Raw genomic sequence first — 19,398 nt, 5'->3', positions numbered from 1 at the left:
ATGGCTTATGAACCATATGCAGATACTGCGTATTATGCAGAAGTATACAAGGGCAGCATAGTTCCGGCTGAAGATCTTGAAAAGATGCTTAAACAGGCAAGCAGGCACATTGATTCCCTGACTTACAACCGGATTGTGGGCCGGGGATTTTCTGATCTAACTCCATTCCAGCGGGGAAATATTCAGGAAGTCTGCTGTATGCAGGCGGATTTTGAGTATCAGAATCGCGAAATATTTGACATGATCCTGCAGGATTACTCCATTAACGGGGTGTCCATGCAGTTTGGGGAGAGCTGGAATGTGACAACCCAAAAGGGGATCCCTATGCGGCGTGATGTATATGAGCAGTTGTGCCAGACCGGATTGTGCTGCCGGTTAGCGAGGTGAGTCTATGAAGTATCCATGTTTAGTTATGAAACAATTATGTACTACGCATATCCATGTTCGGATAGAACAGGAAGGCGTTAGCGAAGACGGGGGCCCGTTATTGGCTTTTGAATCCGATCTCTTGTGTAATTACCAAGATACTGCGAAGACAGTCCTGACGGCAGAGGGGAAGCAAGTGCAGCTTTCTGGCGTGGCAATGTTCCCTGGTGACATCGCCCCTGACCTCCCTTCGCTAAGCGGCGGACAGGCCACAGTTTTTGGGGTGGAACGACAGATATTCCAAGGGATCAAAGCACGTAACCCAGACGGTTCTGTAAACTATACGGAATTGAGGCTGGTTTGATGGGCGTGAAAGTATACATAAAACTATACCCGGATCGCATCAGAAAGTTACAGGAAGCCAGCCAGCGGGCGTTTGAGTTAACCGTGCAGGCAGTCCTCACTGATGCACAACAGAGCCAAACTATCCCCAAAAATAACGGGGAACTCGAAAGAAGCGGTTTTGTAGAGACTGATGTGAAATCAATGGTGGCACATATAATTTTTGATACGCCTTATGCGCGCCGGCTTTACTGGCATCCTGAATATGGCTTTCGGCATGATAAGAACCAATATGCAGGTGGCCTATGGATGCAGACATACATAGACGGTCCGAAGAAAGAATTTGTGAAAGATACCTATGGTAAGTTCCTGAAACAGCTGGGAGGTGGGCTAATTACATGACACTGGCAGAAGTGAAAGATTTTTTGAAATCAAAAATAGATTGCCCTAACTGGTATGTTGGGAAAAGGGATGAAGCGAAAGAGAATAGCATAACAGTCTATCCTACCCAGGGGCCCGTACCAGTTATCCCAATCGGGGGGCTGGGTATGTCATCCTATGGCACCAAAGCAGTTTCAGTATTGGTGCATTGGGGGAAATATTGCACTCCAGCGGAAGAGAAAGCACAGGAGGTATTTAATGCATTATTTGGGCAATCAGGCAAAATTGCTGGAAAAGAGGTTGTTAAGTTCGATATGAGGACTTCTGAACCGGTTGGTATTGGGACAGATGATAAAGGCGTATATGAGTATGTCATTAATTTTATAATTTACTATAAGAAATAGAAAGGAAGGTATGAATATGGCATTTACAGGAGTATTCCCGGTTTATAATTTAAAATTTAAAGTTGGGACAAAAGGGAAATCAAGCACTGAAGAAGATATGGCTGAAATCTCAGATCTTGAGAGTTTTGGTATTAGTATTGATGGAGGCGTAGAAGATTGGACGCCTATGACAACTTTTGGGTGGGCCAGGGGCCTTATGACCGGCAAGAAATTCAGTATTGAAATGAAAGGCAAAAGGTGTGTCGGCGATAAAGGGAACGATTATGTTGCAAATACCGCATGGAAAGATGGACTGGACTGTTCCACAAAAGGCCAGATTGAATTTCCTGACGGTGCAAAGTTGTCGTTTGATTGTGTTATTAACGTAACTAATGTAGGCGGAGGTGACTCCACCAATGTAGCACCATTGGAATTTACCATGCAGGGTGACGGCAAACCAGTTTATACGCCGGCATCGGCTTCGGAATAGTAATTAGGAGGATTAATGTAATGGCAAGACAATACGATATCGCAAAAAAGTTAGCAGAGAGGAACCAGAAACCAACAGTATCCATCGATGATGAACATGTATTTAAGATCAACAACACTGCTCCTGCAGCAATGATGATCGAAGCACTGCAGAATGATAAAAGCTTAGGAGAATTCGAAATCCTGAAAAAGATTATTGTAATCGCACTGGGTGAAGAAGCTGCAGCCTATGTAGAAGCGCAGGAGCTTACAATGCCGGCATATACCATGATAATCAATGTTATTATGGCAGCCCTTGCAGACTCATCCCTCGAAGAAGTGGAGGAGATGGCGGAAGGTGGCCGATTTCAGGAAAAGGGGAAGAAACGTAAATAAGTGGTACGATCTGTACGAAGACTGGGATCTGATCGTATCATCATTTGCATTGCAGTATAAGTTACGAGAAGATGACATTGCGGTAATGGAGTGGGGAGAGTTTTGCACTCTGCTTACCGGAATTATGCCAGATACTCCATTGGGGATGATTGTAAAAATCAGGGCAGAAGAAGACAAAGATATGCTGGCGAATTTTACCTCTGAACAAATGAGTATAAGAAATACATGGCGTAGTAGGCACCCAATCACCGAAAACATGACGGTCGAAGAAAAAGAAGAATCTGTATCAATATTGCAAAATATGCTTGCTGAAACCTTCGGGTAAAATTATAGGAAGGGAGGAGTGGACATGGGAGAAAGCGTTGGAAAAATCAGTCTGGATCTGGAAGTTAAATCGGATCTGCTAAATGAGATTAATTCAGTATCCTCTAGTATCGGGGATCGCTTAAGAAGGACTCTAAATAAATCAGTCAAGAAAGTATTCAATAATACAGGAAAGAGCACCGATACTGCAATGAAAAGTGTCGAAAAGACAATTGAAGGTACAATGAAGAGGGCAACGGGTAATGTCAATAAAACCACTCAAAGCATGATGAAGAATACAACCGATATGATTAAGAAGACCTTCAGCGATACAGGCAAAATTGCAGGGGATACCATCAACAATATTGGGCAGAAATCAAGAAATCTCGCGCGTAGTATTCTGAATACATTTAAATTGAAAACACCTTCCACGGCTCCTGTGAGTGCTGAGCCTGTTGCACAGAAGGCATCCACTAAAATCCCTGTTGCAGCTACACCCAGAGCGCCCCCTACGTTAAATATCGACAGAGTATCATCTGAGATGGAAACTGTAAAACGAACAATGGATAATCTTGAGAGCAAAATAAGATCCCACAAACAGAAATTAAAGGATCTACGGGAGTCATATAACCGGGCCTTTAATCCAGACGTAAAGGCTACCATCCACAACAAGATTCTGAATGAAGAATCTGCTATTAATTCCCTTACTGGAAAGATGGATACTCTTGGGGCAAAGTATGAAAAATTGGAGAGACAGGCTAGTGAATTTAGCCAGGCACAGAATGCTTCAGCAAATGCTATTAAAGCCGCAACATCAAAAATGTCTGGCATGTCCTCAATATTGGGCAGATTTAATTCCGCAGGAAAGAAGTCTCCGTCTTTATTAAGCCGTATCGGGCAGGGTTTTAATAACATTGGACGGCATTCTAAAAAGGCCAGTGTTAATGTCAATTCTTTCGGTGGTGGAATTGGGAACAGCCTGGGGCAAATGATGAAATGGATGGTTATTCTTCCGGGCATTGCAAGCGGCATAAAAGCCTTAACGACCAGCCTGATATCATCGTTGAATACTAATGAGCAGTTTGTTTCTTCTTTGAATTTGATAAAATCGAATCTTATGGTTGCTTTTACTCCAATCTATAATGCAATTTTACCTGCTATCAATGCATTGATGAGCGCGATCGCTACGGCAACAAGCTACGTTGCTAGCTTTATTAGTTTGCTGTTTGGAAAATCATTCCAGCAAAGCTTTGAAAATACAAAATCGCTTATAGCTGCAAAGGATGCTATGGGAGCCTATGGAAACGCAGCAAAGAAAGCGGGAAATGCTGCAACAGCAGCTGGCAAAGCAGCGAAAGACGCGCAACGTGACATATTGGGATTCGATAAGATAGAAAAACTAAGTGATAATTCTGGTTCAGATGCATCCGAAATCGCAGGTGACAGCAATGCACCTGTCTTGATTCAGCCCCCTAATATGGCAGCGTTAGATGCTGCAACGATACCTTGGGTTAAAAAATTCAAGGATATAATGAGTAAAATTTTTGAACCATTTAAGCAGGCATGGGCCCGGGAAGGAAAGGCTACAATTTCCAGTATGAAGTACGCTCTTAGCAGTGTCTGGGATCTTGTTAAGAGTATTGGGAGAAGTTTCCTGGAAGTGTGGACGAATGGAACCGGGGAATTAATGCTGTCAAATTTGCTTGTTATTTTCCAAAATATATTTAAGATAATAGGGAATATCGCTGCAGGTTTGCAGAATGCGTGGGAAAAGAATAATACCGGGACAAAGATCATTCAGAGTATATTTAACTTGTTTAACATAATTTTGGGCACTATTCGGAACATATCCGGGGCTACCGTCGAATGGGCCGCAAAATTAAATTTCACGCCTCTGCTTACATCAATTCATGGCCTGCTGCAAGCACTGGAGCCGCTTACTTCAAATATAGGGGCGGGGCTTGAGTGGTTCTGGAATAATGTACTCTTACCAATCGCGGGATGGACAATACAAACTGCGGTGCCTACATTTTTAGACATGTTAGCCGCGGCAATTGGGGCTGTGAATGCTATCATAGATGCTCTGAAGCCTCTTAATACTTGGCTGTTTGATAATTTCCTCAAGCCATTAGCCGAATTTACAGGTGGTCTTTTTATTTCTGTCATGAAAACCATAACAGATTTGCTGAAAAAGTTTTCAGACTGGTGCCAGACACATCAAACCACAATACAGAATATTGCAATTGTTGTAGGATCATTTTTTGCTGCATGGAAAATCGGGGAATTTGTTACTAAAGCAGTAGGCTTGGTTACCACAATTATTAATATTGTAGGCTCCATAAAAAGTGTTGCTGGCGCGCTGAGCTTGGTTACAACGGCTTTAGGCGGCCCAGTTACCATTGCAATTGCAGCGGCAATAGCAATAGGCATCCTACTCTGGAAAAATTGGGATAAAATATCTGCGAAAGCGAAAGAAGTGTGGGATTTTGTTAAGCAGAAATTCAATGAGTTTAGAGAATTTTTATCGGGGATATTCACGAGAGATTGGACAAAAGATTTTGGAGTGATTGGTAAAGTATTCAATGCGTTCTTTAAAAGTATCTCAGATATATGGAACTCAATCAAGCTGATTTTTAAAGGAATAATAGACTTTGTGGCAGGTGTATTTACGGGGGACTGGAAGCGTGCTTGGGAGGGAATAAAAAACATTTTCAAGGGCGTGTTTGACGGTCTATCTGGTATAGTAAAAAGTCCGATTAATGGAATTATCGCCATACTAAATGGACTTATAAGTGGGGTTGCAACAGCAGTAAACGCGGTTGCGAAAATGCTGAATAAATTAAAAGTCACAATACCCAGTTGGGTCCCAGGTATTGGCGGTAAATCTATCGGATTCAACCTCCCCACCTGGTCACCAGGTAAAATACCGTATCTCGCAAAAGGCGGCGTGATTGATCATCCGACCCTTGCAATGATGGGAGAAGACGGGAAAGAGGCAGTGGTGCCGTTAGAACATAACCGGGAATGGATTAAGCGTGTCAGTGATGAAATGCGAAACCAGCAAAATACCGGAAATGAAGGGATGTCAGCGGAAGTAATCCAACTATTGGAAAAAATCATATTGTTACTGCAGACGCTTGACATTGTGAAGATAGATGAGGAATCTTTGAGAAAGTACTTTATAAAAACAACAAACAAAAATACACAAGCGACAGGAAAATGTGAGTTGTTAACGTAAAGGAGGGGAAGATATTGATAATTTGTAGGGCTGGTGTTGACCTTCCTGCTCCAGTGTCCATTTCCGTGGAAGATCAGATTATCTGGTCGAAGAATACAGGAAGAGCTGCCAACGCAGAGATGATAGGGGATATAATAGCGGAGAAAAAATCTGTGAAAATAAAGTGGGAATTTTTACAAGAGAGTGAGCTTGTCACTATAAAGAATTATTTAGTGGCAGGTTTTTTCCCATTTACATTCCATGACAATGGTACGGACATTACAATCACAAGCTATCGCGGTACGTTATCAAAAGAGCAGTTAGGACAACTGGGAGATGGGATATTTTGGTATCGGAGCGTTAGTGTCGATATAATTCAAAAATAGGAGGAAAAAATGTTAAAGACAAGCAAAACTATTAACCTGTCAGGAAATAGCATGATTAATGATAAGCCTGTGGTCTATATGCAGGCAAATATATCTACGGATGGGGGCACAACCAGCCATTCCAGTAGCATACAGGACAAAGCATTATATGAGACAAACAAAACTGAGTGCAGGCAGGATATGGCTGCATTTGATCAGATGGTCTATGAGATAGAAGATTCCATCCATACGGAGGTAGCGCAGTAATGAAAATCAAAAATAGCCAGGTAGTGACTTTTTTGAACGGGGTTGCAGATATCCAATCAAAAGTCGGATATGCAATCGCACGGAATATAGCCCTATTAGAATCCGTTGCAAAAGCATACGAAGAGGAGCGCACAAAAATTATTGATAAGTATGCTAAAAAAGGCGAGGATGGAAGATACATCGTAGTGGGAAATACTTATGACATTCAGGACATGTCAGGGTTTGGAGCCGATATGGATGAGTTGCTGGGAATTGAAAACGAGGTTTCGATTCACACCGTGCCCATATCGGAACTGGAGAAGTGTGATTTAGAACAGTTTGACGCACTTACAATAAAAGACCTTAAACTGCTGGATTTCATGACAGTAGATTAGGCCGGGAGGTGAGATAATGTATCAATCCTCAGCGGCGTTTACGGAATTGGTGCAGAAAGATTCCCGGACGTTTAAAAGCAAATTAATTATCGGTGAAAATGAAATTGAATCAGGCATTAAAAGTATTATATTAAAAGGGGGTTCCAATAGTGGAACCTCTTTTATTATTGGGAGTTGCATCAGTCAGTACATAGAAGTAGAAATGGAAAAGCCATCCATATTCATAGAAAATGAAGAACTTGAATGGCGTATAGGAGCTGATATTTCTGCAACTGTGGAAGAATTTGTTCCGATGGGGTATTTTACTGCAGGGAAGCCTGAGGCTGACGAGGACATGATTAAATTCACGGCTTTTGATAGGATGCTAAAGGCAGACAGAGGATATTTTTCATCATTACCTGCAGCTACAACGACAATCGCAGTGCTGAACGAAATGTCTGCTTTCCTTAAGGTTCCGATAGCAACAGGAGGACTTAGTTCAATAACAATAAAACGCCCGGATGGTTACACCTGTAGAGAGGTTCTTTCTTATATATCACAAATGTATGCGGGGTTTGCTATATGCAACCGACAGGGGCAAATTGAAATAAAGAAATATGCAGTATCTAACATAAGTATCGCTCCTGCAAGATACTGGGACACTTTTAAACATAACGACTTTCCGTATACGTTTCAGCGGATCGTTTGCTATACGGGAAAAGACCAAAACGGAGAAAGCATCTCTATAACCGCCGGCAGTGGAAACCGAGAACTTACAATATCCAACCCGTTAATGACCCAGAGTATCTTAAACAGTGTGGCGGCGGCCCTGAAAGGGTTCAGTTACATGCCTGGAAGTCTTCGGTTTCTGGGGGATCCTCGGATAGATCCGTGGGACATCATTAAGGTGTCGGATCGGGATGGCCACATCTATTCTGTTCCAGTCATGAGCATGACGCAAGATTTTGATGGCGGGCTAACCACCAGTGTGGAAGCCCCCGGGGAATCCGAAACAGAAGAACAACAAGGATTCAAGGGGCCTGTAACACAGGCAATAGAGCGTTATGCCGTGCAGATTGCCCTGATAGATCATGCAATTGTTAATAAATTGGATGTCAATACGGCCAACATTACCTACGCCAAGATAACGGATCTGGAAGCCACAAATGCTATTATTACAAAGCTAAAGACTGAAGATTTAGTTGCAATAAATGCAAAGATAAATACTGCAAATATCAATCTTGGAAACATTGAAAACTTGCTATCGGGGAATGCCGGAGTTGGTGATCTGACAAATATACATCTAACCTCCCAGAACGCGGTCATCGAGAGCGCACTGATAAAAAGCGCGGTAATGCAGTCCGTGACAGTGAATGATCTGCTGGCGGGCACCATCTATACTAACAAATTTCAAATTTGGTCAGATGAAGCTGGCGGCATGAAGATATTCGGGTCTACTCAGCAGTGGATGGACAAAGATGGAAGGATAAGGATGCAGGCCGGTCTTGATTCTGCCGGTGCATTTAATTACTATATCGTGGATGCCGCCGGGAATACGATGTTTGACGCCCTTAACGGCGTATCTGCCGCGGGAATTAAGGCCCCCATCATAAAAGACTCGATGGTGGCAGACGATGCCAGTATCAGCGGTTATAAGGTCAATGTACAGACGCTGGTGCAGAACATTAACGGCAGCGATGTGCAGATCCAGGGAAGCAAAGTAGTTATTGATGGGACAGGGCAGACCATATCAGCTAAGTTCGATACCATGCAGGAGGAAATTGACGGTATAGCAACATCCGGTGGTGGATATACGCTGCAGACCTACGTAGATGGCGGACATACCGGAGACGGGGAGACAGCAACGATCCACGCCAGGCTATATGCAAGCAACCAGGAAGTTACGAATACATTTGGGCCAGAGCATTTCATATGGACCCGATTATCAGAAGATGATTCGGGTGATAGAGAATGGAATGGCCGTCAGGCCACGGGGTATTCGATATCCCTCTCAGGTAATGACGTAACTATGGTAGCAGATTTTGAATGCACATTTATAATCTGGGATGAATCACCAATACTTGACCACAATGGAAATAACATACTAGATGCGAATGGAAAGAATATTATTGGTCTGACAGCTTAAAACAGGAGGGTAATATGCCAAAATTTAATGAATATACCGAGAAAACAAATCCGGATGATGCAGACATCTTTTTGCTACAGGACGTTGTATCAACCAAGAAAACTACATTCTTGGGGATATTTAATCAAATCAGAACAAAATTGGGACTTGGTGAGCTTGCAAATAAGAACAAGGTATCACAATCAGACCTAGAAGATGCTCTGACTGAGTTTATTAATGGGAAACTTACAGCGTCAGGAATTGCCGACGACCTAAACACAACAGATATAACCAAGGTATTATCAGCCCCACAGGGAAAAGCCTTGCTGGGGTATATAGGCACGCTTTCCAGTCTATCGACAGCGCAAAAAACAAATCTGGTTGTTGCGATAAACGAAGTAGTTACATCAGTTGCTGCACTAAATAGCAATTTGAATGTGGCAAATTTCACACTGACCAATTCGACTTATTACCCTGTGACTAATGTAATAGCGAGCGGACGTGCGATACAGTTGCAATGCGCTGGATTGATTTTGAAGGACGTGCCAGCTAATGCAGAATTTGTCATCGGCACGCTTCCGGCCGCATATCGGCCATCGTATAAAATCATAAAATATGTTTTAGGCGGCAGCACAACAAGCCGTTTATTTAGGATATCTATAGACGTGGATGGCAAGGTAACCTACACACCTACGGCAGATATCGCAACAGGTGTGGGCGTTAATATCAATGAGACATTTGTGTCAAAACCATCCTAATATAGCTTAAATAGACTGGCATGAACACCTGCTGTAGCTGTGGCACTCCAAGCAACATAAATACAATTGCTGGCTGTCTTTGCAAGTTTTGGATATAAACCAGTCTCATCTCCACCGATATTTACTATTGCGGGGGCTTCATCTGCAGCGCCGAAAACAACGAGGTAAATTGTCCCCTTTCCTGTTGATGCAGACCCATTTAGGATGGTCAAAAACGTTGATCTTACAAATTTCTCTGGATACATTTGTACACCACCAAATGTAAGTACGTTGTCAGCAGAGTATTCTGCAGTCACGGACGATTTTAAATTATGTTCGAAGTATAGATTTCCTAATTGCTCGTACGCAAGTTCGTTAATTGCGTCAATGCAATTTGAAACATTACTAAGTAAATCAGTATAATTGCTATTTAGTTGATTTATATGTAAACGCAAATAAGGTCCCAAATAAAAAAAGAAAGAAGGTGATACGATGTCCTTAATTTTGGCGTCCCGCGCAACAGTCTATGACAGATACGCTATATCCCGAAAGTTCACGGCCCAGGAGACCGCGATCAATGTAATACAGGGTAATATTTCTCTCCTGATATCAGCATCTGAAATTGAGGAATTGAAAAACGGAGATAAGACAATGTACAGCAAATTATCGGCTGTCGAAATGGATTTGAACTCAATAAATTTGGCAGTATCATCCTCAGAATACAAAGACATTAATGGTGTCCTCAGTGCAATAACCCAGGCCAGGGCATCCATAGAACTTAATTCACAGGAGATACGGCTAAAAGTAAGTAAGGACAGCCTTATTTCCACAATAAATCAATCTGCAGAGGCTGTAAGTATTGATGCAAATAAGATAAATCTAAATGGCGTTGTAACCGCAAACCAGAACTTCAAAATTCTCGCTGATGGCAGCATGGAGGCCAAAAATGGAAAGTTCTTAGGTTCTGTTACTGTAGGTGGTATCCAGGATGACAGGATAAATATACTAAATGCATTGGGGGTTCAAATAGGCAAGTGGGATAACAAAGGAATATATGCTGAGAATTGTGAGTTTAAATATGCCGTTATAGGCTCAGAAAACTTTCAGGTAGATTTCAACAGCGGGAGAATGACTATGTATTCTGAGTACAGCGGCGTAAAAGAGTGGTATGCAAAGATATATCAATCAGGTGTTGTCTCGGACACGGGTTACTTGGGGCTAGCTATAGTGGCTAAACATGTTAATTTAAGCATAGAGCATTATAGAAATGGTTCTACAAGTAACTTCAGCGTATTAAAAGGTACGTGGGATTATAGTAAGAATGTCGGAGAAATTATCCTGGGAACCAATGCGTATAAAGATACAATTAATGTAGAGGTAAATGGAAATTTTAGTGTGACTGGTACCAAAAATAGAATTGTAAAGACAAAAAATTTTGGTACAATAGCTCAAAGCTCTTACGAGACTACGGAGCCTATGTTTGGCGATATGGGACACGGAATAATAAATGATCTTGGAGCATGTATCATTTTCATAGATCCGAAATATGGAGAAACTGTCAGCACCGAATACGGATATTATGTTTTTATCACGAAATATGGGGGCGGTGACGCATGGATCAGCAAGAAGGGAGTGAGCTCTTTCACAGTAGTCGGTACACCGGGACTCGAATTTGACTGGGAGATAAAGGCACACCAAAAAGGGTATGAGCTTGATCGACTAAGATCTGTAGATTTGTAAAGGCGAGAAAATATGAAAATCAGAGCAAGACCCTTGAGGTCTTATTTTTGTGAAAACAATAGAAAGAGAGTGAGGGAAATGAAGAAAATGGAGAAATTATTTAACTGGATTAGCATCGTATTCGGAATGGCCGGAGGCTTCCTTACATACTGGCTGGGAGGATGGGATGTGCTGCTAAAGACGATCGTGTTTTTAGCGATTGCGGATTACATAACAGGATGGATTAAGGGTATTTACACCAAGCAACTGTCATCCGAAATAGGGTTTAAAGGATTACTGAAGAAGATCGTAATGTTTATTGTGATTGCAGTATCTTTTGTTATCCAGGGGCTGATCGGCGGGACAATACCATTACGGGAAGTCGTTATTATGTTTTATATCGCGAATGAGGGGCTGAGCCTGCTGGAAAATGCGGCAGTGTTTACGCCTATACCGGATAAATTAAAAAATGTTTTGCTGCAGCTAAGAGACAAGGATTCAGAGGGCGAATAATCGTCCTCTTTTTCATGCAGAAATTCAACAGAAAGGATTGAAATTATGTTAGTAGAAATTAAAAGGGTTAATAAATCAGAGACAACAGTAGTAAGCAGCTTGGATGTAGCTGAAACATTTGAAAAGAATCATCGTGACGTAATGGAGTCTATAAGGAATATCGAATCTACCATAAGTACAGCGGAATTTTCCGCTCTATTCATTTTGGGCTCTTATAAAGCGTCTAATGGAAAGCCAAACCCTATGTACGTTATGACAAGAGACGGATTCACTCTTTTAGCAATGGGGTATACGGGCGAAAAGGCTATGCAGTTTAAATTGGCATATATTAAACAATTCAATGCAATGGAAGAACTTCTCAAAGGAAAGTTAATTGAACGGGAGAAAGGAATCGCAGTCAGACAGTCCCTCACAAAGGCACTGCAGCAGTCTGCAGAAAATGAACGAATGCACGGACACGCTTATTCCACATATACAAACTGCATTTATAAAGTCCTGTTTGGAAAGAATGCGAAGCAGTTAAGAGAAGAATTGGGGATTGGAACCAATGAAAATTTAAGAGACCATTTGACACTGGAAGAACTGCGCGCAATACAGTCAATGGAATGTTTGGTGAGCGGCCTGGTAGATTGTGGCTGGGGATATGAGCAAGTGAAAGATTTTATCCAGCAGAACAATACAATGCGAATTGCAGCGTAAAAACTAACATGGAAAGGAGTATCGATATGTCCGAAGAAAAAGAAGTATTAACAGAAGAGGTATTTACCCCGCAGACGGTAGAAGATTTTGGAATGGTTGGAATCGAAAAATTAATGGGTGTCATGGAAGAACAGGAGGAGTAATCATGGGATATAACTATGCGATTGATCATACCCAGGTCAACTATACTCCGGGAAATTCCGGCAGACTGTATATCGTAATACATTATACAGGCAACCTGACCGACACAGCCAAAAACAATGCGAACTATTTTCGTGATGCCGACAGGGGAGCATCAGCACACTTATTTGTAGATGAGTCCGATGTTTACGAGGTTGTATCACTTAATAACACGGCATGGGCGGTAGGAGTAGACTACGGAGGGAATTTATTTGGACTCTGTACTAACTCCAATTCCATCAGCATTGAGTTGTGTTCCGTAGACGGAAAGATTGCTGATAAGACAATTGATAATGCAGTAAGTCTGACCAAAAGCCTGATGCAGCGGTATGGTATACCTGCGGAGCGTGTAGTACGTCACTGGGATGTGTGCGGTAAGAGTTGCCCCGGATGGTATGGCTGGTTGCCTGGGAATGAGAGTGTCTGGGATGATTTTAAGAGCCGTCTGACAGACGGAGAAAATGCAGCAACTGACAAAAAAGAAACCAAAAACGAAGGGAGAGAAACAACTATGCAATGTTTTTACACAGTAGACGGCAAAGGGCCGGTAATCTATTTTGACGGGAAAGAGTTCCACCCGCTGTCACACCAGGATGAAATGACCGTACTGAACAGTATTTACAAGGCAAATAATGGGAAGGACATGCCTTGCTTTAGTTGGCAGAGTAAGGCTCCGTGGCATGCAAGGCTACAGGCAGCGATCAAGAGAATATTGAAGTAAAATAATGGCCCGGTTCAGGGTTCCGGGCTTAATCTATGTCTGAAAGGAACTTAGTGGGGGTTCCTTTCTTAAAATAATTTTAACATATTTGAGGGGGAGTTGCAATAAAAATTTCAAATTATATTTCAGCATTTACCTTATGAAATGCAACAAAATGTTTAGTAGAAATCAGTACTTCAGAAAGAGAAATACTGGCTAAAAATGGCGTGTTTCTGGTGTTTTTATACCACAAACCAATCACTGTTTTAACTGTTACGAATAGGGTGCTTATTGCAAAAAAATAGCATATCTGCTATTATAAGAATTGCTAATATACTGCTATAAGGAGGGGTGAAACTATGATGTCGAATACTATCGGAAATAACATTAAAAAGCTCAGAAAAGAATCTGGCATGACTCAAGAGCAGATTTCCGTAAAGCTTTGTATGAGCAGACAAACGCTATCCAATTACGAAACCGGGAAAAGGATTCCTGATATCTATGAACTGGTAGGATTGGCTAATGTTTTCAAAGTTTCATTGGATACCATTGTTGGCAGGAAAGTATAAAATGAGAGCCACGAAGTCTTTGCGGATCTCGTGGCTCCTATTTCGCGGAAGAAGATGGATTGATGAGTAGGTTAGCTTTTAGTGGGCTGAGATGATGGAGCCTTATTAATATTTTGTATTTTTTGTAGGAGATCAGAATTCATCTTATCAGTTACTTCAAGATCCTTTACATAGGGGCTATCCATAACTTCCTTCTCTATTTTAAGAGCCTGTTTCTCCATTTCTTCCTTTAATGATAGTTTTATATTCTTATTCATAAAGTGTACCTTTAAAATAATTATAAAATGAGGGAACTATATACCGTTTACACCGACTACATACGTAGTGGAAAACATGGATAATAATCTTCTAAACATAGCAGATATAGTATGTGGTGTAAACAAGCATATAATTCCCTAAAATGATAAGGATAAAAAATAACTAGAAAAAATGGAAATAATAGCTCCTCATAATATAAAAATCCTCGCGAGTATGATCGATAAATTTACGTGTCTTGACTAAAAAAATTTTCACAATACAGCGCAACAACTCTAAATATAAGGCGTGGAAGTCGTTAATTCTGACTAAATTTTGACTAAAACTTCTCAGGATTTCTCGGTATTTTTAAGGATTTATGAGTGTTTTTCGAAAATACATTCGATAAAAAAAGATAGCAAAAAAAGTCGCATCCTCCTTAAAAACCCCGGGGTTTGCGGCCTTTTTTACGAAAGCTGGAAATCGGACTTGAACCGACGACCCCTTCATTACGAGTGAAGTGCTCTACCTACTGAGCTATTCCAGCCAATGGTTCGTCAGACGAACCTTGATTATTATATCTCTTTTTTTCTCGAATTTCAACTGTTTTTTTTAAAACGTCTATTATTTTAAAATCAATTGACAAATTTTTGTTTTATGATAATATAGTTCATCAGAGAACTGTTCTTAAAAGAACTATATTTGATTTAAAAAGGAACAGTTTAATTAATAAATCAGGAGGCAGGATGATGATTTCTATAAGTGAATTTTTATCCATTACAAATCAATTCAATAAGCTGTACAGCGGAAGCATCAATGCGGTTGCAGCCGGGTACGGCATGAGTAAAGTGGAAGTGGATGTACTTTTATTTCTTCACAATAATCCTCAGTACGATACGGCCAGAGATATCGTGGAGTACCGTCATATAGCCAAATCTTATGTATCTAAGGCAGTAGAATTACTGGTGAAAAGAGGGGCGCTGTTAATCAGGGAAGATGATAAAGATCGGAGGATCAGCCATCTGCAGGTTACAAAGGAGGCAGCCGGGCCGCTTGAAAAGGCGCTGGAGGCTCAGGCCCGGGTTATGAAGAGCGTTTTCAGGGGAATTACGAGTGAAGAGAGGCAGATGTTTGATCAGATTCTCTACCGTATATCAAGTAATTTGGAGACCATGAAACGAGGTGAGGAATGATGACAGTGAAGATACTTGTCTGTCTGGCGGCAGGAATGGGCGCCGGGATCGGAACGGGGTTGGCGGGGCTTTCTGCAGCGGCGGTGATCTCCCCCATGCTGATTACTTTTCTGGGATTTGATGCATATGAGGCGGTGGGAATATCACTGGCATCTGATGTGCTCGCATCGGCAGTTTCTGCTTATACATATGGGAAACATAAGAACCTGGATATCAAAAACGGGATCGTGATGCTCCTAACAGTCCTGGTATTTACCCTGTTCGGCAGTTATATCGCTTCTTTGGTTCCGAATACGACAATGGGAAGCTTTTCTGTCTTTATGACCCTGCTTCTGGGTATTAAGTTTATAGTAAAACCGGTTATGACGACAAAAGAAAAGCAGGAGGAAAAAAGCGCCAGGACAAAAATTATCCAGTCAATTCTGTGCGGAATCGTGATCGGATTTATCTGTGGATTTATTGGTGCAGGCGGTGGCATGATGATGCTTCTGATGCTGACAAGTATACTTGGATATGAATTGAAGACAGCGGTGGGGACGAGTGTTTTCATCATGGCATTTACGGCTTTTACAGGCGCCATATCCCATTTTTCAATCAGCGGCGGGCTGCCGGATATACCTGCCCTCGTGTTATGTATTTTGTTTACTTTGGTTGGCGCGAGATTAGCAGCTAAATTTGCGAATAAAGCCCCGGCGAAGGTCCTGAACCGGGCCACGGGAATTGTTCTGTCTGTGCTGGGGATTGCGATGATTGCAGTGAAAATTTTTTAAAAAGCCGCCCGAGAGCGGCATCCGGGCGGGAAAGCCGACACTTCGGACGCGGAACAGGCGGGGGCGGCATATGGGCATGACTTGGCGGTTGGTTTGTAGATGTGCAGCTGGTCTGCCCTATGTAAATCTTCCATATAGCAGTCCCTTTTTATTAGTATCTCTCGTTTGACAGTGCCTCTATGAGGCGGAAGACCTGCTCTGTGGTGTCTGTAAGGTTTTGGGCAGCATTTTCTGGGATGAGGGCCTCTTCCAGGGTGGTAATTCCACGTACTATGGGGAAGTAGGCGTCTATTCCGGCGCTGTTGCAGGCCCGGGCATCTGGGGTAACGCTCCCGGCGAATGCGAGAACTTTGACGCCGTATTTTTTTGCGAGGGCGGCCACTCCGGCGGGGGCTTTGCCCATGGCAGTCTGGTGGTCAAGGCGGCCTTCTCCGGTGATTACGATGTCTGCGGTTTTCATTTCTTCTTCCAGGCGGACTGCACTCAAGATCAGGTCAATGCCGGGGGTAAGACGGGCATTCAGGTAACTGAGGAGGGCAAAACCGAGTCCTCCGGCTGCTCCGGCTCCGGGGGCGGCGGCGTGGCTGACGCCAAAGGTGTCAGCGGTGATTTGGGCAAAATGATCCATGGCTGCGTCCAGTAAGGGCTTCATCTCTTCAGTAACGCCTTTTTGCGGGCCGTATATGTATGTGGCGCCGTTTTTACCGCAAAGGGGATTGGTTACGTCGCAGGCGGCCTGAAAAGTACATTCGGACAGCCATGGGAAGACGTGGTCGCTGCGGATGCTGGAAATTCCTGCAAGGGCCTGGGCGCCTTGGCCTGATTTAAGTCCGTTCTCATCCAGAAATTCATATCCAAGTGCCTGGAGCATGCCGATTCCGCCATCGTTGGTTGCACTTCCGCCGATCCCGACGATAAAATTGCGGCATCCTTTTTCTGCGGCATCTTTGATCAGTTCTCCCACACCAAAGGTGGTGGCGGCCAAAGGATTCCGTTGTTCTCTTGGAATCAGAGTGATCCCCGCGGCAGATGCCATTTCAATAATGGCGGTGCCGGTTTCTTTCAGATATCCGTAACAGGCGCACACCGGTTCACCGAGAGGGCCCGTAACAGTGAGTTCTATACGCTCCCCGCCCAGCCCTTCTATGAGGGCATCGGTTGTACCTTCGCCTCCGTCTGCCAGCGGTCTGACAATTACATTTGCTTCTGGACTGGCTTTTTGAATACCTTCTTGGATTGCACGTCCGGCTTCCATGGAACTTAAACTGCCTTTAAAAGAATCAACAGCAACTACGATCTTCATAATAAAACCTCCATATTTGAAATTTAATTTTTTATTGATTGAATAGACGAAAAGTTACGCAGTAGAATGCCATTTTGCCGCAAGGCAGAGACATACGGAATATCCCATTTTGTTCATAATGGACTATAGCTTTTTAGCCATAAATAGGCATGGGTTTTCTTCATCCCAATGAAGTGGAAAAATCTCTAATGGCACGAAATCCATCTTGCGGTAAAATTTTCTGGTTCTCTCATAGGGTTCATAGTGAACGGTATGGGCTAATGTTTTAACAGTCAAAAATTCGAATTTGTTGGAACAACAATATTCTTCCACAGCCGATATAAGTCTTGTGCCTAATCCGCCGCGTTGATACCTGTTGATAACGCCCATGACGCACACCTCGGCTGTAAATGTATTATGAATTTTTATCGCAGCAAATCCAACAGGAGTCTGCTCATCAAATACTGCATAAAAAGGCATCGTCTTTACCTTACTAACATAATCAACAATAGATGCCCCAACTTATACGGGCTTATATCATTTCACATCTTGTCGCTTACTAATAACATTTACTATTTTTTGTATAGACACAGAAACAATGATGTCCTGTATGTATTTATTATATCAAAACTTCAGTGTACGGCTATGTTACAGATACTGAAAATAGAAAAAAATCCCGTCAATATTTGTTATTAGTAATAAAACTTGTTTGAAAATCATCCCCGCATACAGTGGTATGAATAAACAATGACCTTTATAAATGCTGCTTGCAGAATAAAGCGAACTGCAGCATGAAAGCATCATGGAATACCCGTGGATTCAGTCCGGTTCTTTCTGCGATCTTGTCCAATTGATACTGCAGAGTATTCTTGTGGATAAAGAGTTTTTCGGAAGCAGTTTTTAAGGAAAGGCTGCAGTTGAAGTACGTTTTCAAGATATGCAGCTCCCTGGGATTCAGCTGCTTCAGGACATGGTCCGCATAAAGCCTCTGTATGCTGCCTGGCAGGCTTTCCATGACAAACTCAATGGAAATGTCTTCTATATTATAAAATACGGCGTTCCGCTGCTGTGCATGTTCCCGAGCGGCCTGGGCACTGCGATAGGACTGGTGCAGCTGATAGAGTGTACAAAATGGCCCCATGCCGGAATGAACGCGTTCCTGAAACCTGCTGCCAAATTCAGACGGAGAAAAACGGCCAAAGGTTTCCCTGTCAAATATGACAACCCACTCATTGGGATAAAGATAAAGGGAGAGCCGGCATCCCAGAGCGGCAAAATAAAAACGCAGCGCAGGCTCCAGAGTGGTGTCCGGCATTTTTATAGAAAGCGCGGCATATTCCTGAGCAGGATCAATCTCGTATTTATCCAACAGCAATTCCAGCTGCTTCTGATTCTGAATGTTGTCATAAATAAGCGAAGTTACAAGATAATGCAGGGACCGGTTTTCAGAGAGCATTTCTTCATTCAGTTGCTGCTCCTTGAGAAAAACTTCTGTGATTTTAGTAATCAGGAAGCCGAACTGCCGGAGCTCATCCGGATTTCCGGTGATGCCGATGGCGGCGACTGGCTGCCCCTCCAGAAAAATGGGGTAATTAATTCCATTCTGTGTGCCTTTAAAACGGTGTCCGCTGTCCACGTATACGGGCGCGCCGGTTTTCACGGCTTCACTGCCGGCCTCATGGAAAGTACCGATTCGCTGTGGGTTCGTACTGCCGATTATGATGCCAAAGGCATTGATCAGGTTGATGTCATTTTTAACCACCTCGTAGACTGCATTAACAATCTGTGAGGCGAGCTGCCTGGAAAGTTCCATAGAGAGTCCTCCTGTCTGGTTAA

Annotated in this window: 25 protein-coding genes and 1 tRNA gene; 20 read left to right on the top strand and 6 right to left on the bottom strand. The window is 42.7% G+C overall.

Annotated features, from left to right (window positions below; translation table 11 throughout):
* From MWG26_RS14345 to MWG26_RS14285, 13 genes are read left to right on the top strand one after another with little or no spacing between them, the layout of a single operon-like run.
* A complete protein-coding gene (locus MWG26_RS14345; RefSeq protein ID WP_153920220.1) occupies positions 1 to 387 on the top strand; it encodes a head-tail connector protein in 387 nt (128 codons plus the stop codon).
* A 4-nt stretch (positions 388 to 391) separates the two neighbouring features.
* Positions 392 to 730 (top strand): hypothetical protein, encoded by a 339-nt coding sequence (locus tag MWG26_RS14340; protein WP_117441118.1) that lies wholly within the window; start codon positions 392 to 394, stop codon positions 728 to 730.
* Positions 730 to 1,110: a hypothetical protein gene (locus tag MWG26_RS14335; protein ID WP_117441117.1), complete on the top strand. Its 381-nt coding sequence runs from the start codon at positions 730 to 732 to the stop codon at positions 1,108 to 1,110. Before MWG26_RS14340 ends, MWG26_RS14335 begins: the two co-directional genes overlap by 1 nt.
* Positions 1,107 to 1,493 (top strand): minor capsid protein, encoded by a 387-nt coding sequence (locus MWG26_RS14330; RefSeq protein WP_117441116.1) that lies wholly within the window; start codon positions 1,107 to 1,109, stop codon positions 1,491 to 1,493. The genes MWG26_RS14335 and MWG26_RS14330 overlap by 4 nt, the downstream gene beginning before the upstream one ends.
* 16 nt (positions 1,494 to 1,509) lie before the next feature.
* A complete protein-coding gene (locus MWG26_RS14325; RefSeq protein ID WP_117441115.1) occupies positions 1,510 to 1,962 on the top strand; it encodes a phage tail tube protein in 453 nt (150 codons plus the stop codon).
* A gap of 20 nt (positions 1,963 to 1,982) precedes the next feature.
* The gene (locus MWG26_RS14320) at positions 1,983 to 2,336 is read left to right on the top strand and encodes a hypothetical protein (protein WP_117441114.1); all 354 of its coding nucleotides are present in this window, start codon (positions 1,983 to 1,985) and stop codon (positions 2,334 to 2,336) included.
* Positions 2,299 to 2,661 carry a Gp15 family bacteriophage protein gene (locus MWG26_RS14315; protein WP_243002530.1) on the top strand — a complete coding sequence of 121 codons (363 nt, stop codon included), beginning with the start codon at positions 2,299 to 2,301 and terminating at the stop codon, positions 2,659 to 2,661. The genes MWG26_RS14320 and MWG26_RS14315 overlap by 38 nt, the downstream gene beginning before the upstream one ends.
* A gap of 24 nt (positions 2,662 to 2,685) precedes the next feature.
* A complete protein-coding gene (locus tag MWG26_RS14310) occupies positions 2,686 to 5,877 on the top strand; it encodes a phage tail protein (RefSeq protein WP_240285784.1) in 3,192 nt (1,063 codons plus the stop codon).
* 14 nt (positions 5,878 to 5,891) lie between these two features.
* Positions 5,892 to 6,242: a hypothetical protein gene (locus tag MWG26_RS14305; protein WP_153920228.1), complete on the top strand. Its 351-nt coding sequence runs from the start codon at positions 5,892 to 5,894 to the stop codon at positions 6,240 to 6,242.
* A gap of 9 nt (positions 6,243 to 6,251) precedes the next feature.
* Positions 6,252 to 6,488 (top strand): hypothetical protein, encoded by a 237-nt coding sequence (locus tag MWG26_RS14300; RefSeq protein WP_117441110.1) that lies wholly within the window; start codon positions 6,252 to 6,254, stop codon positions 6,486 to 6,488.
* A complete protein-coding gene (locus MWG26_RS14295; protein ID WP_244062738.1) occupies positions 6,488 to 6,862 on the top strand; it encodes a hypothetical protein in 375 nt (124 codons plus the stop codon). Before MWG26_RS14300 ends, MWG26_RS14295 begins: the two co-directional genes overlap by 1 nt.
* Positions 6,863 to 6,878: 16 nt before the next feature.
* Positions 6,879 to 8,987: a hypothetical protein gene (locus MWG26_RS14290; RefSeq protein WP_240285782.1), complete on the top strand. Its 2,109-nt coding sequence runs from the start codon at positions 6,879 to 6,881 to the stop codon at positions 8,985 to 8,987.
* Positions 8,988 to 9,001: 14 nt separating this feature from the next.
* Positions 9,002 to 9,724 carry a hypothetical protein gene (locus MWG26_RS14285; RefSeq protein WP_244062737.1) on the top strand — a complete coding sequence of 241 codons (723 nt, stop codon included), beginning with the start codon at positions 9,002 to 9,004 and terminating at the stop codon, positions 9,722 to 9,724.
* Here MWG26_RS14285 and MWG26_RS14280 read toward each other — a convergent pair.
* Entirely contained in the window at positions 9,721 to 10,170 is a 450-nt protein-coding gene (locus MWG26_RS14280; protein ID WP_244062736.1) for a hypothetical protein, read from the bottom strand. The genes MWG26_RS14285 and MWG26_RS14280 overlap by 4 nt on opposite strands.
* 25 nt (positions 10,171 to 10,195) lie before the next feature.
* Between MWG26_RS14280 and MWG26_RS14275 the strand changes: the two genes are divergently transcribed.
* The 5 genes from MWG26_RS14275 (at position 10,196) to MWG26_RS14255 (ending at position 14,083) form a co-directional block, all read left to right on the top strand.
* Positions 10,196 to 11,443 carry a gp58-like family protein gene (locus MWG26_RS14275; RefSeq protein ID WP_244062735.1) on the top strand — a complete coding sequence of 416 codons (1,248 nt, stop codon included), beginning with the start codon at positions 10,196 to 10,198 and terminating at the stop codon, positions 11,441 to 11,443.
* Positions 11,444 to 11,530: 87 nt separating this feature from the next.
* Complete coding sequence (locus MWG26_RS14270) at positions 11,531 to 11,935, top strand: phage holin family protein (RefSeq protein ID WP_240285872.1); 405 nt, start codon at positions 11,531 to 11,533, stop codon at positions 11,933 to 11,935.
* Between the two features lie 45 nt (positions 11,936 to 11,980).
* Complete coding sequence (locus tag MWG26_RS14265; protein ID WP_240285778.1) at positions 11,981 to 12,634, top strand: Rha family transcriptional regulator; 654 nt, start codon at positions 11,981 to 11,983, stop codon at positions 12,632 to 12,634.
* Between the two features lie 145 nt (positions 12,635 to 12,779).
* Positions 12,780 to 13,535 carry a peptidoglycan recognition protein family protein gene (locus tag MWG26_RS14260; RefSeq protein ID WP_240285777.1) on the top strand — a complete coding sequence of 252 codons (756 nt, stop codon included), beginning with the start codon at positions 12,780 to 12,782 and terminating at the stop codon, positions 13,533 to 13,535.
* 338 nt (positions 13,536 to 13,873) lie between these two features.
* The gene (locus MWG26_RS14255; RefSeq protein WP_153921227.1) at positions 13,874 to 14,083 is read left to right on the top strand and encodes a helix-turn-helix transcriptional regulator; all 210 of its coding nucleotides are present in this window, start codon (positions 13,874 to 13,876) and stop codon (positions 14,081 to 14,083) included.
* Between the two features lie 71 nt (positions 14,084 to 14,154).
* Here the strand turns inward: MWG26_RS14255 and MWG26_RS14250 are convergent, their stop codons facing one another.
* Together MWG26_RS14250 and MWG26_RS14245 are read right to left on the bottom strand one after the other, a co-directional pair.
* The gene (locus tag MWG26_RS14250; protein WP_153921225.1) at positions 14,155 to 14,340 is read right to left on the bottom strand and encodes a hypothetical protein; all 186 of its coding nucleotides are present in this window, start codon (positions 14,338 to 14,340) and stop codon (positions 14,155 to 14,157) included.
* Between the two features lie 451 nt (positions 14,341 to 14,791).
* A tRNA-Thr gene (locus tag MWG26_RS14245) sits at positions 14,792 to 14,864 on the bottom strand.
* A 202-nt stretch (positions 14,865 to 15,066) separates the two neighbouring features.
* On the opposite strand from MWG26_RS14245, the gene MWG26_RS14240 reads away from it, so the two are divergent.
* A complete protein-coding gene (locus MWG26_RS14240; protein WP_025656920.1) occupies positions 15,067 to 15,510 on the top strand; it encodes a MarR family winged helix-turn-helix transcriptional regulator in 444 nt (147 codons plus the stop codon).
* Positions 15,510 to 16,280, top strand: coding sequence for a sulfite exporter TauE/SafE family protein (locus MWG26_RS14235; RefSeq protein WP_025656921.1), 771 nt, complete (start codon positions 15,510 to 15,512; stop codon positions 16,278 to 16,280). The genes MWG26_RS14240 and MWG26_RS14235 overlap by 1 nt, the downstream gene beginning before the upstream one ends.
* Positions 16,281 to 16,431: 151 nt before the next feature.
* On the opposite strand, the gene MWG26_RS14230 is transcribed toward MWG26_RS14235, so the two are convergent.
* From MWG26_RS14230 to MWG26_RS14220, 3 genes are all read right to left on the bottom strand, one after another.
* Entirely contained in the window at positions 16,432 to 17,583 is a 1,152-nt protein-coding gene (locus MWG26_RS14230) for a glycerate kinase family protein (RefSeq protein WP_117441268.1), read from the bottom strand.
* 123 nt (positions 17,584 to 17,706) lie between these two features.
* Positions 17,707 to 18,042 (bottom strand): GNAT family N-acetyltransferase, encoded by a 336-nt coding sequence (locus tag MWG26_RS14225; protein ID WP_025656922.1) that lies wholly within the window; start codon positions 18,040 to 18,042, stop codon positions 17,707 to 17,709.
* 274 nt (positions 18,043 to 18,316) lie between these two features.
* Positions 18,317 to 19,375 (bottom strand): CdaR family transcriptional regulator, encoded by a 1,059-nt coding sequence (locus tag MWG26_RS14220; RefSeq protein ID WP_025656923.1) that lies wholly within the window; start codon positions 19,373 to 19,375, stop codon positions 18,317 to 18,319.
* Between the last annotated feature and the right edge of the window lie 23 nt (positions 19,376 to 19,398).

The organism is Faecalicatena contorta (assembly GCF_022835095.1).
GTDB lineage: Bacteria > Bacillota > Clostridia > Lachnospirales > Lachnospiraceae > Faecalicatena > Faecalicatena contorta.
The sequence above is the reverse complement of the archived record's forward strand: the minus strand, read 5'-3'. Positions and strand labels throughout refer to the sequence as shown.

Coding starts and splice junctions, on each gene's coding strand:
- MWG26_RS14250 (WP_153921225.1), bottom strand. CDS start 14,340: ATGAATAAGAATATAAAACTATCATTAAAGGAAGAAATGGAGAAACAG.
- MWG26_RS14345 (WP_153920220.1), top strand. CDS start 1: ATGGCTTATGAACCATATGCAGATACTGCGTATTATGCAGAAGTATAC.
- MWG26_RS14320 (WP_117441114.1), top strand. CDS start 1,983: ATGGCAAGACAATACGATATCGCAAAAAAGTTAGCAGAGAGGAACCAG.
- MWG26_RS14330 (WP_117441116.1), top strand. CDS start 1,107: ATGACACTGGCAGAAGTGAAAGATTTTTTGAAATCAAAAATAGATTGC.
- MWG26_RS14220 (WP_025656923.1), bottom strand. CDS start 19,375: ATGGAACTTTCCAGGCAGCTCGCCTCACAGATTGTTAATGCAGTCTAC.
- MWG26_RS14255 (WP_153921227.1), top strand. CDS start 13,874: ATGATGTCGAATACTATCGGAAATAACATTAAAAAGCTCAGAAAAGAA.
- MWG26_RS14275 (WP_244062735.1), top strand. CDS start 10,196: ATGTCCTTAATTTTGGCGTCCCGCGCAACAGTCTATGACAGATACGCT.
- MWG26_RS14270 (WP_240285872.1), top strand. CDS start 11,531: ATGGAGAAATTATTTAACTGGATTAGCATCGTATTCGGAATGGCCGGA.
- MWG26_RS14235 (WP_025656921.1), top strand. CDS start 15,510: ATGACAGTGAAGATACTTGTCTGTCTGGCGGCAGGAATGGGCGCCGGG.
- MWG26_RS14240 (WP_025656920.1), top strand. CDS start 15,067: ATGATTTCTATAAGTGAATTTTTATCCATTACAAATCAATTCAATAAG.
- MWG26_RS14285 (WP_244062737.1), top strand. CDS start 9,002: ATGCCAAAATTTAATGAATATACCGAGAAAACAAATCCGGATGATGCA.
- MWG26_RS14340 (WP_117441118.1), top strand. CDS start 392: ATGAAGTATCCATGTTTAGTTATGAAACAATTATGTACTACGCATATC.
- MWG26_RS14300 (WP_117441110.1), top strand. CDS start 6,252: ATGTTAAAGACAAGCAAAACTATTAACCTGTCAGGAAATAGCATGATT.
- MWG26_RS14295 (WP_244062738.1), top strand. CDS start 6,488: ATGAAAATCAAAAATAGCCAGGTAGTGACTTTTTTGAACGGGGTTGCA.
- MWG26_RS14265 (WP_240285778.1), top strand. CDS start 11,981: ATGTTAGTAGAAATTAAAAGGGTTAATAAATCAGAGACAACAGTAGTA.
- MWG26_RS14290 (WP_240285782.1), top strand. CDS start 6,879: ATGTATCAATCCTCAGCGGCGTTTACGGAATTGGTGCAGAAAGATTCC.
- MWG26_RS14230 (WP_117441268.1), bottom strand. CDS start 17,583: ATGAAGATCGTAGTTGCTGTTGATTCTTTTAAAGGCAGTTTAAGTTCC.
- MWG26_RS14260 (WP_240285777.1), top strand. CDS start 12,780: ATGGGATATAACTATGCGATTGATCATACCCAGGTCAACTATACTCCG.
- MWG26_RS14310 (WP_240285784.1), top strand. CDS start 2,686: ATGGGAGAAAGCGTTGGAAAAATCAGTCTGGATCTGGAAGTTAAATCG.
- MWG26_RS14225 (WP_025656922.1), bottom strand. CDS start 18,042: ATGCCTTTTTATGCAGTATTTGATGAGCAGACTCCTGTTGGATTTGCT.
- MWG26_RS14325 (WP_117441115.1), top strand. CDS start 1,510: ATGGCATTTACAGGAGTATTCCCGGTTTATAATTTAAAATTTAAAGTT.
- MWG26_RS14335 (WP_117441117.1), top strand. CDS start 730: ATGGGCGTGAAAGTATACATAAAACTATACCCGGATCGCATCAGAAAG.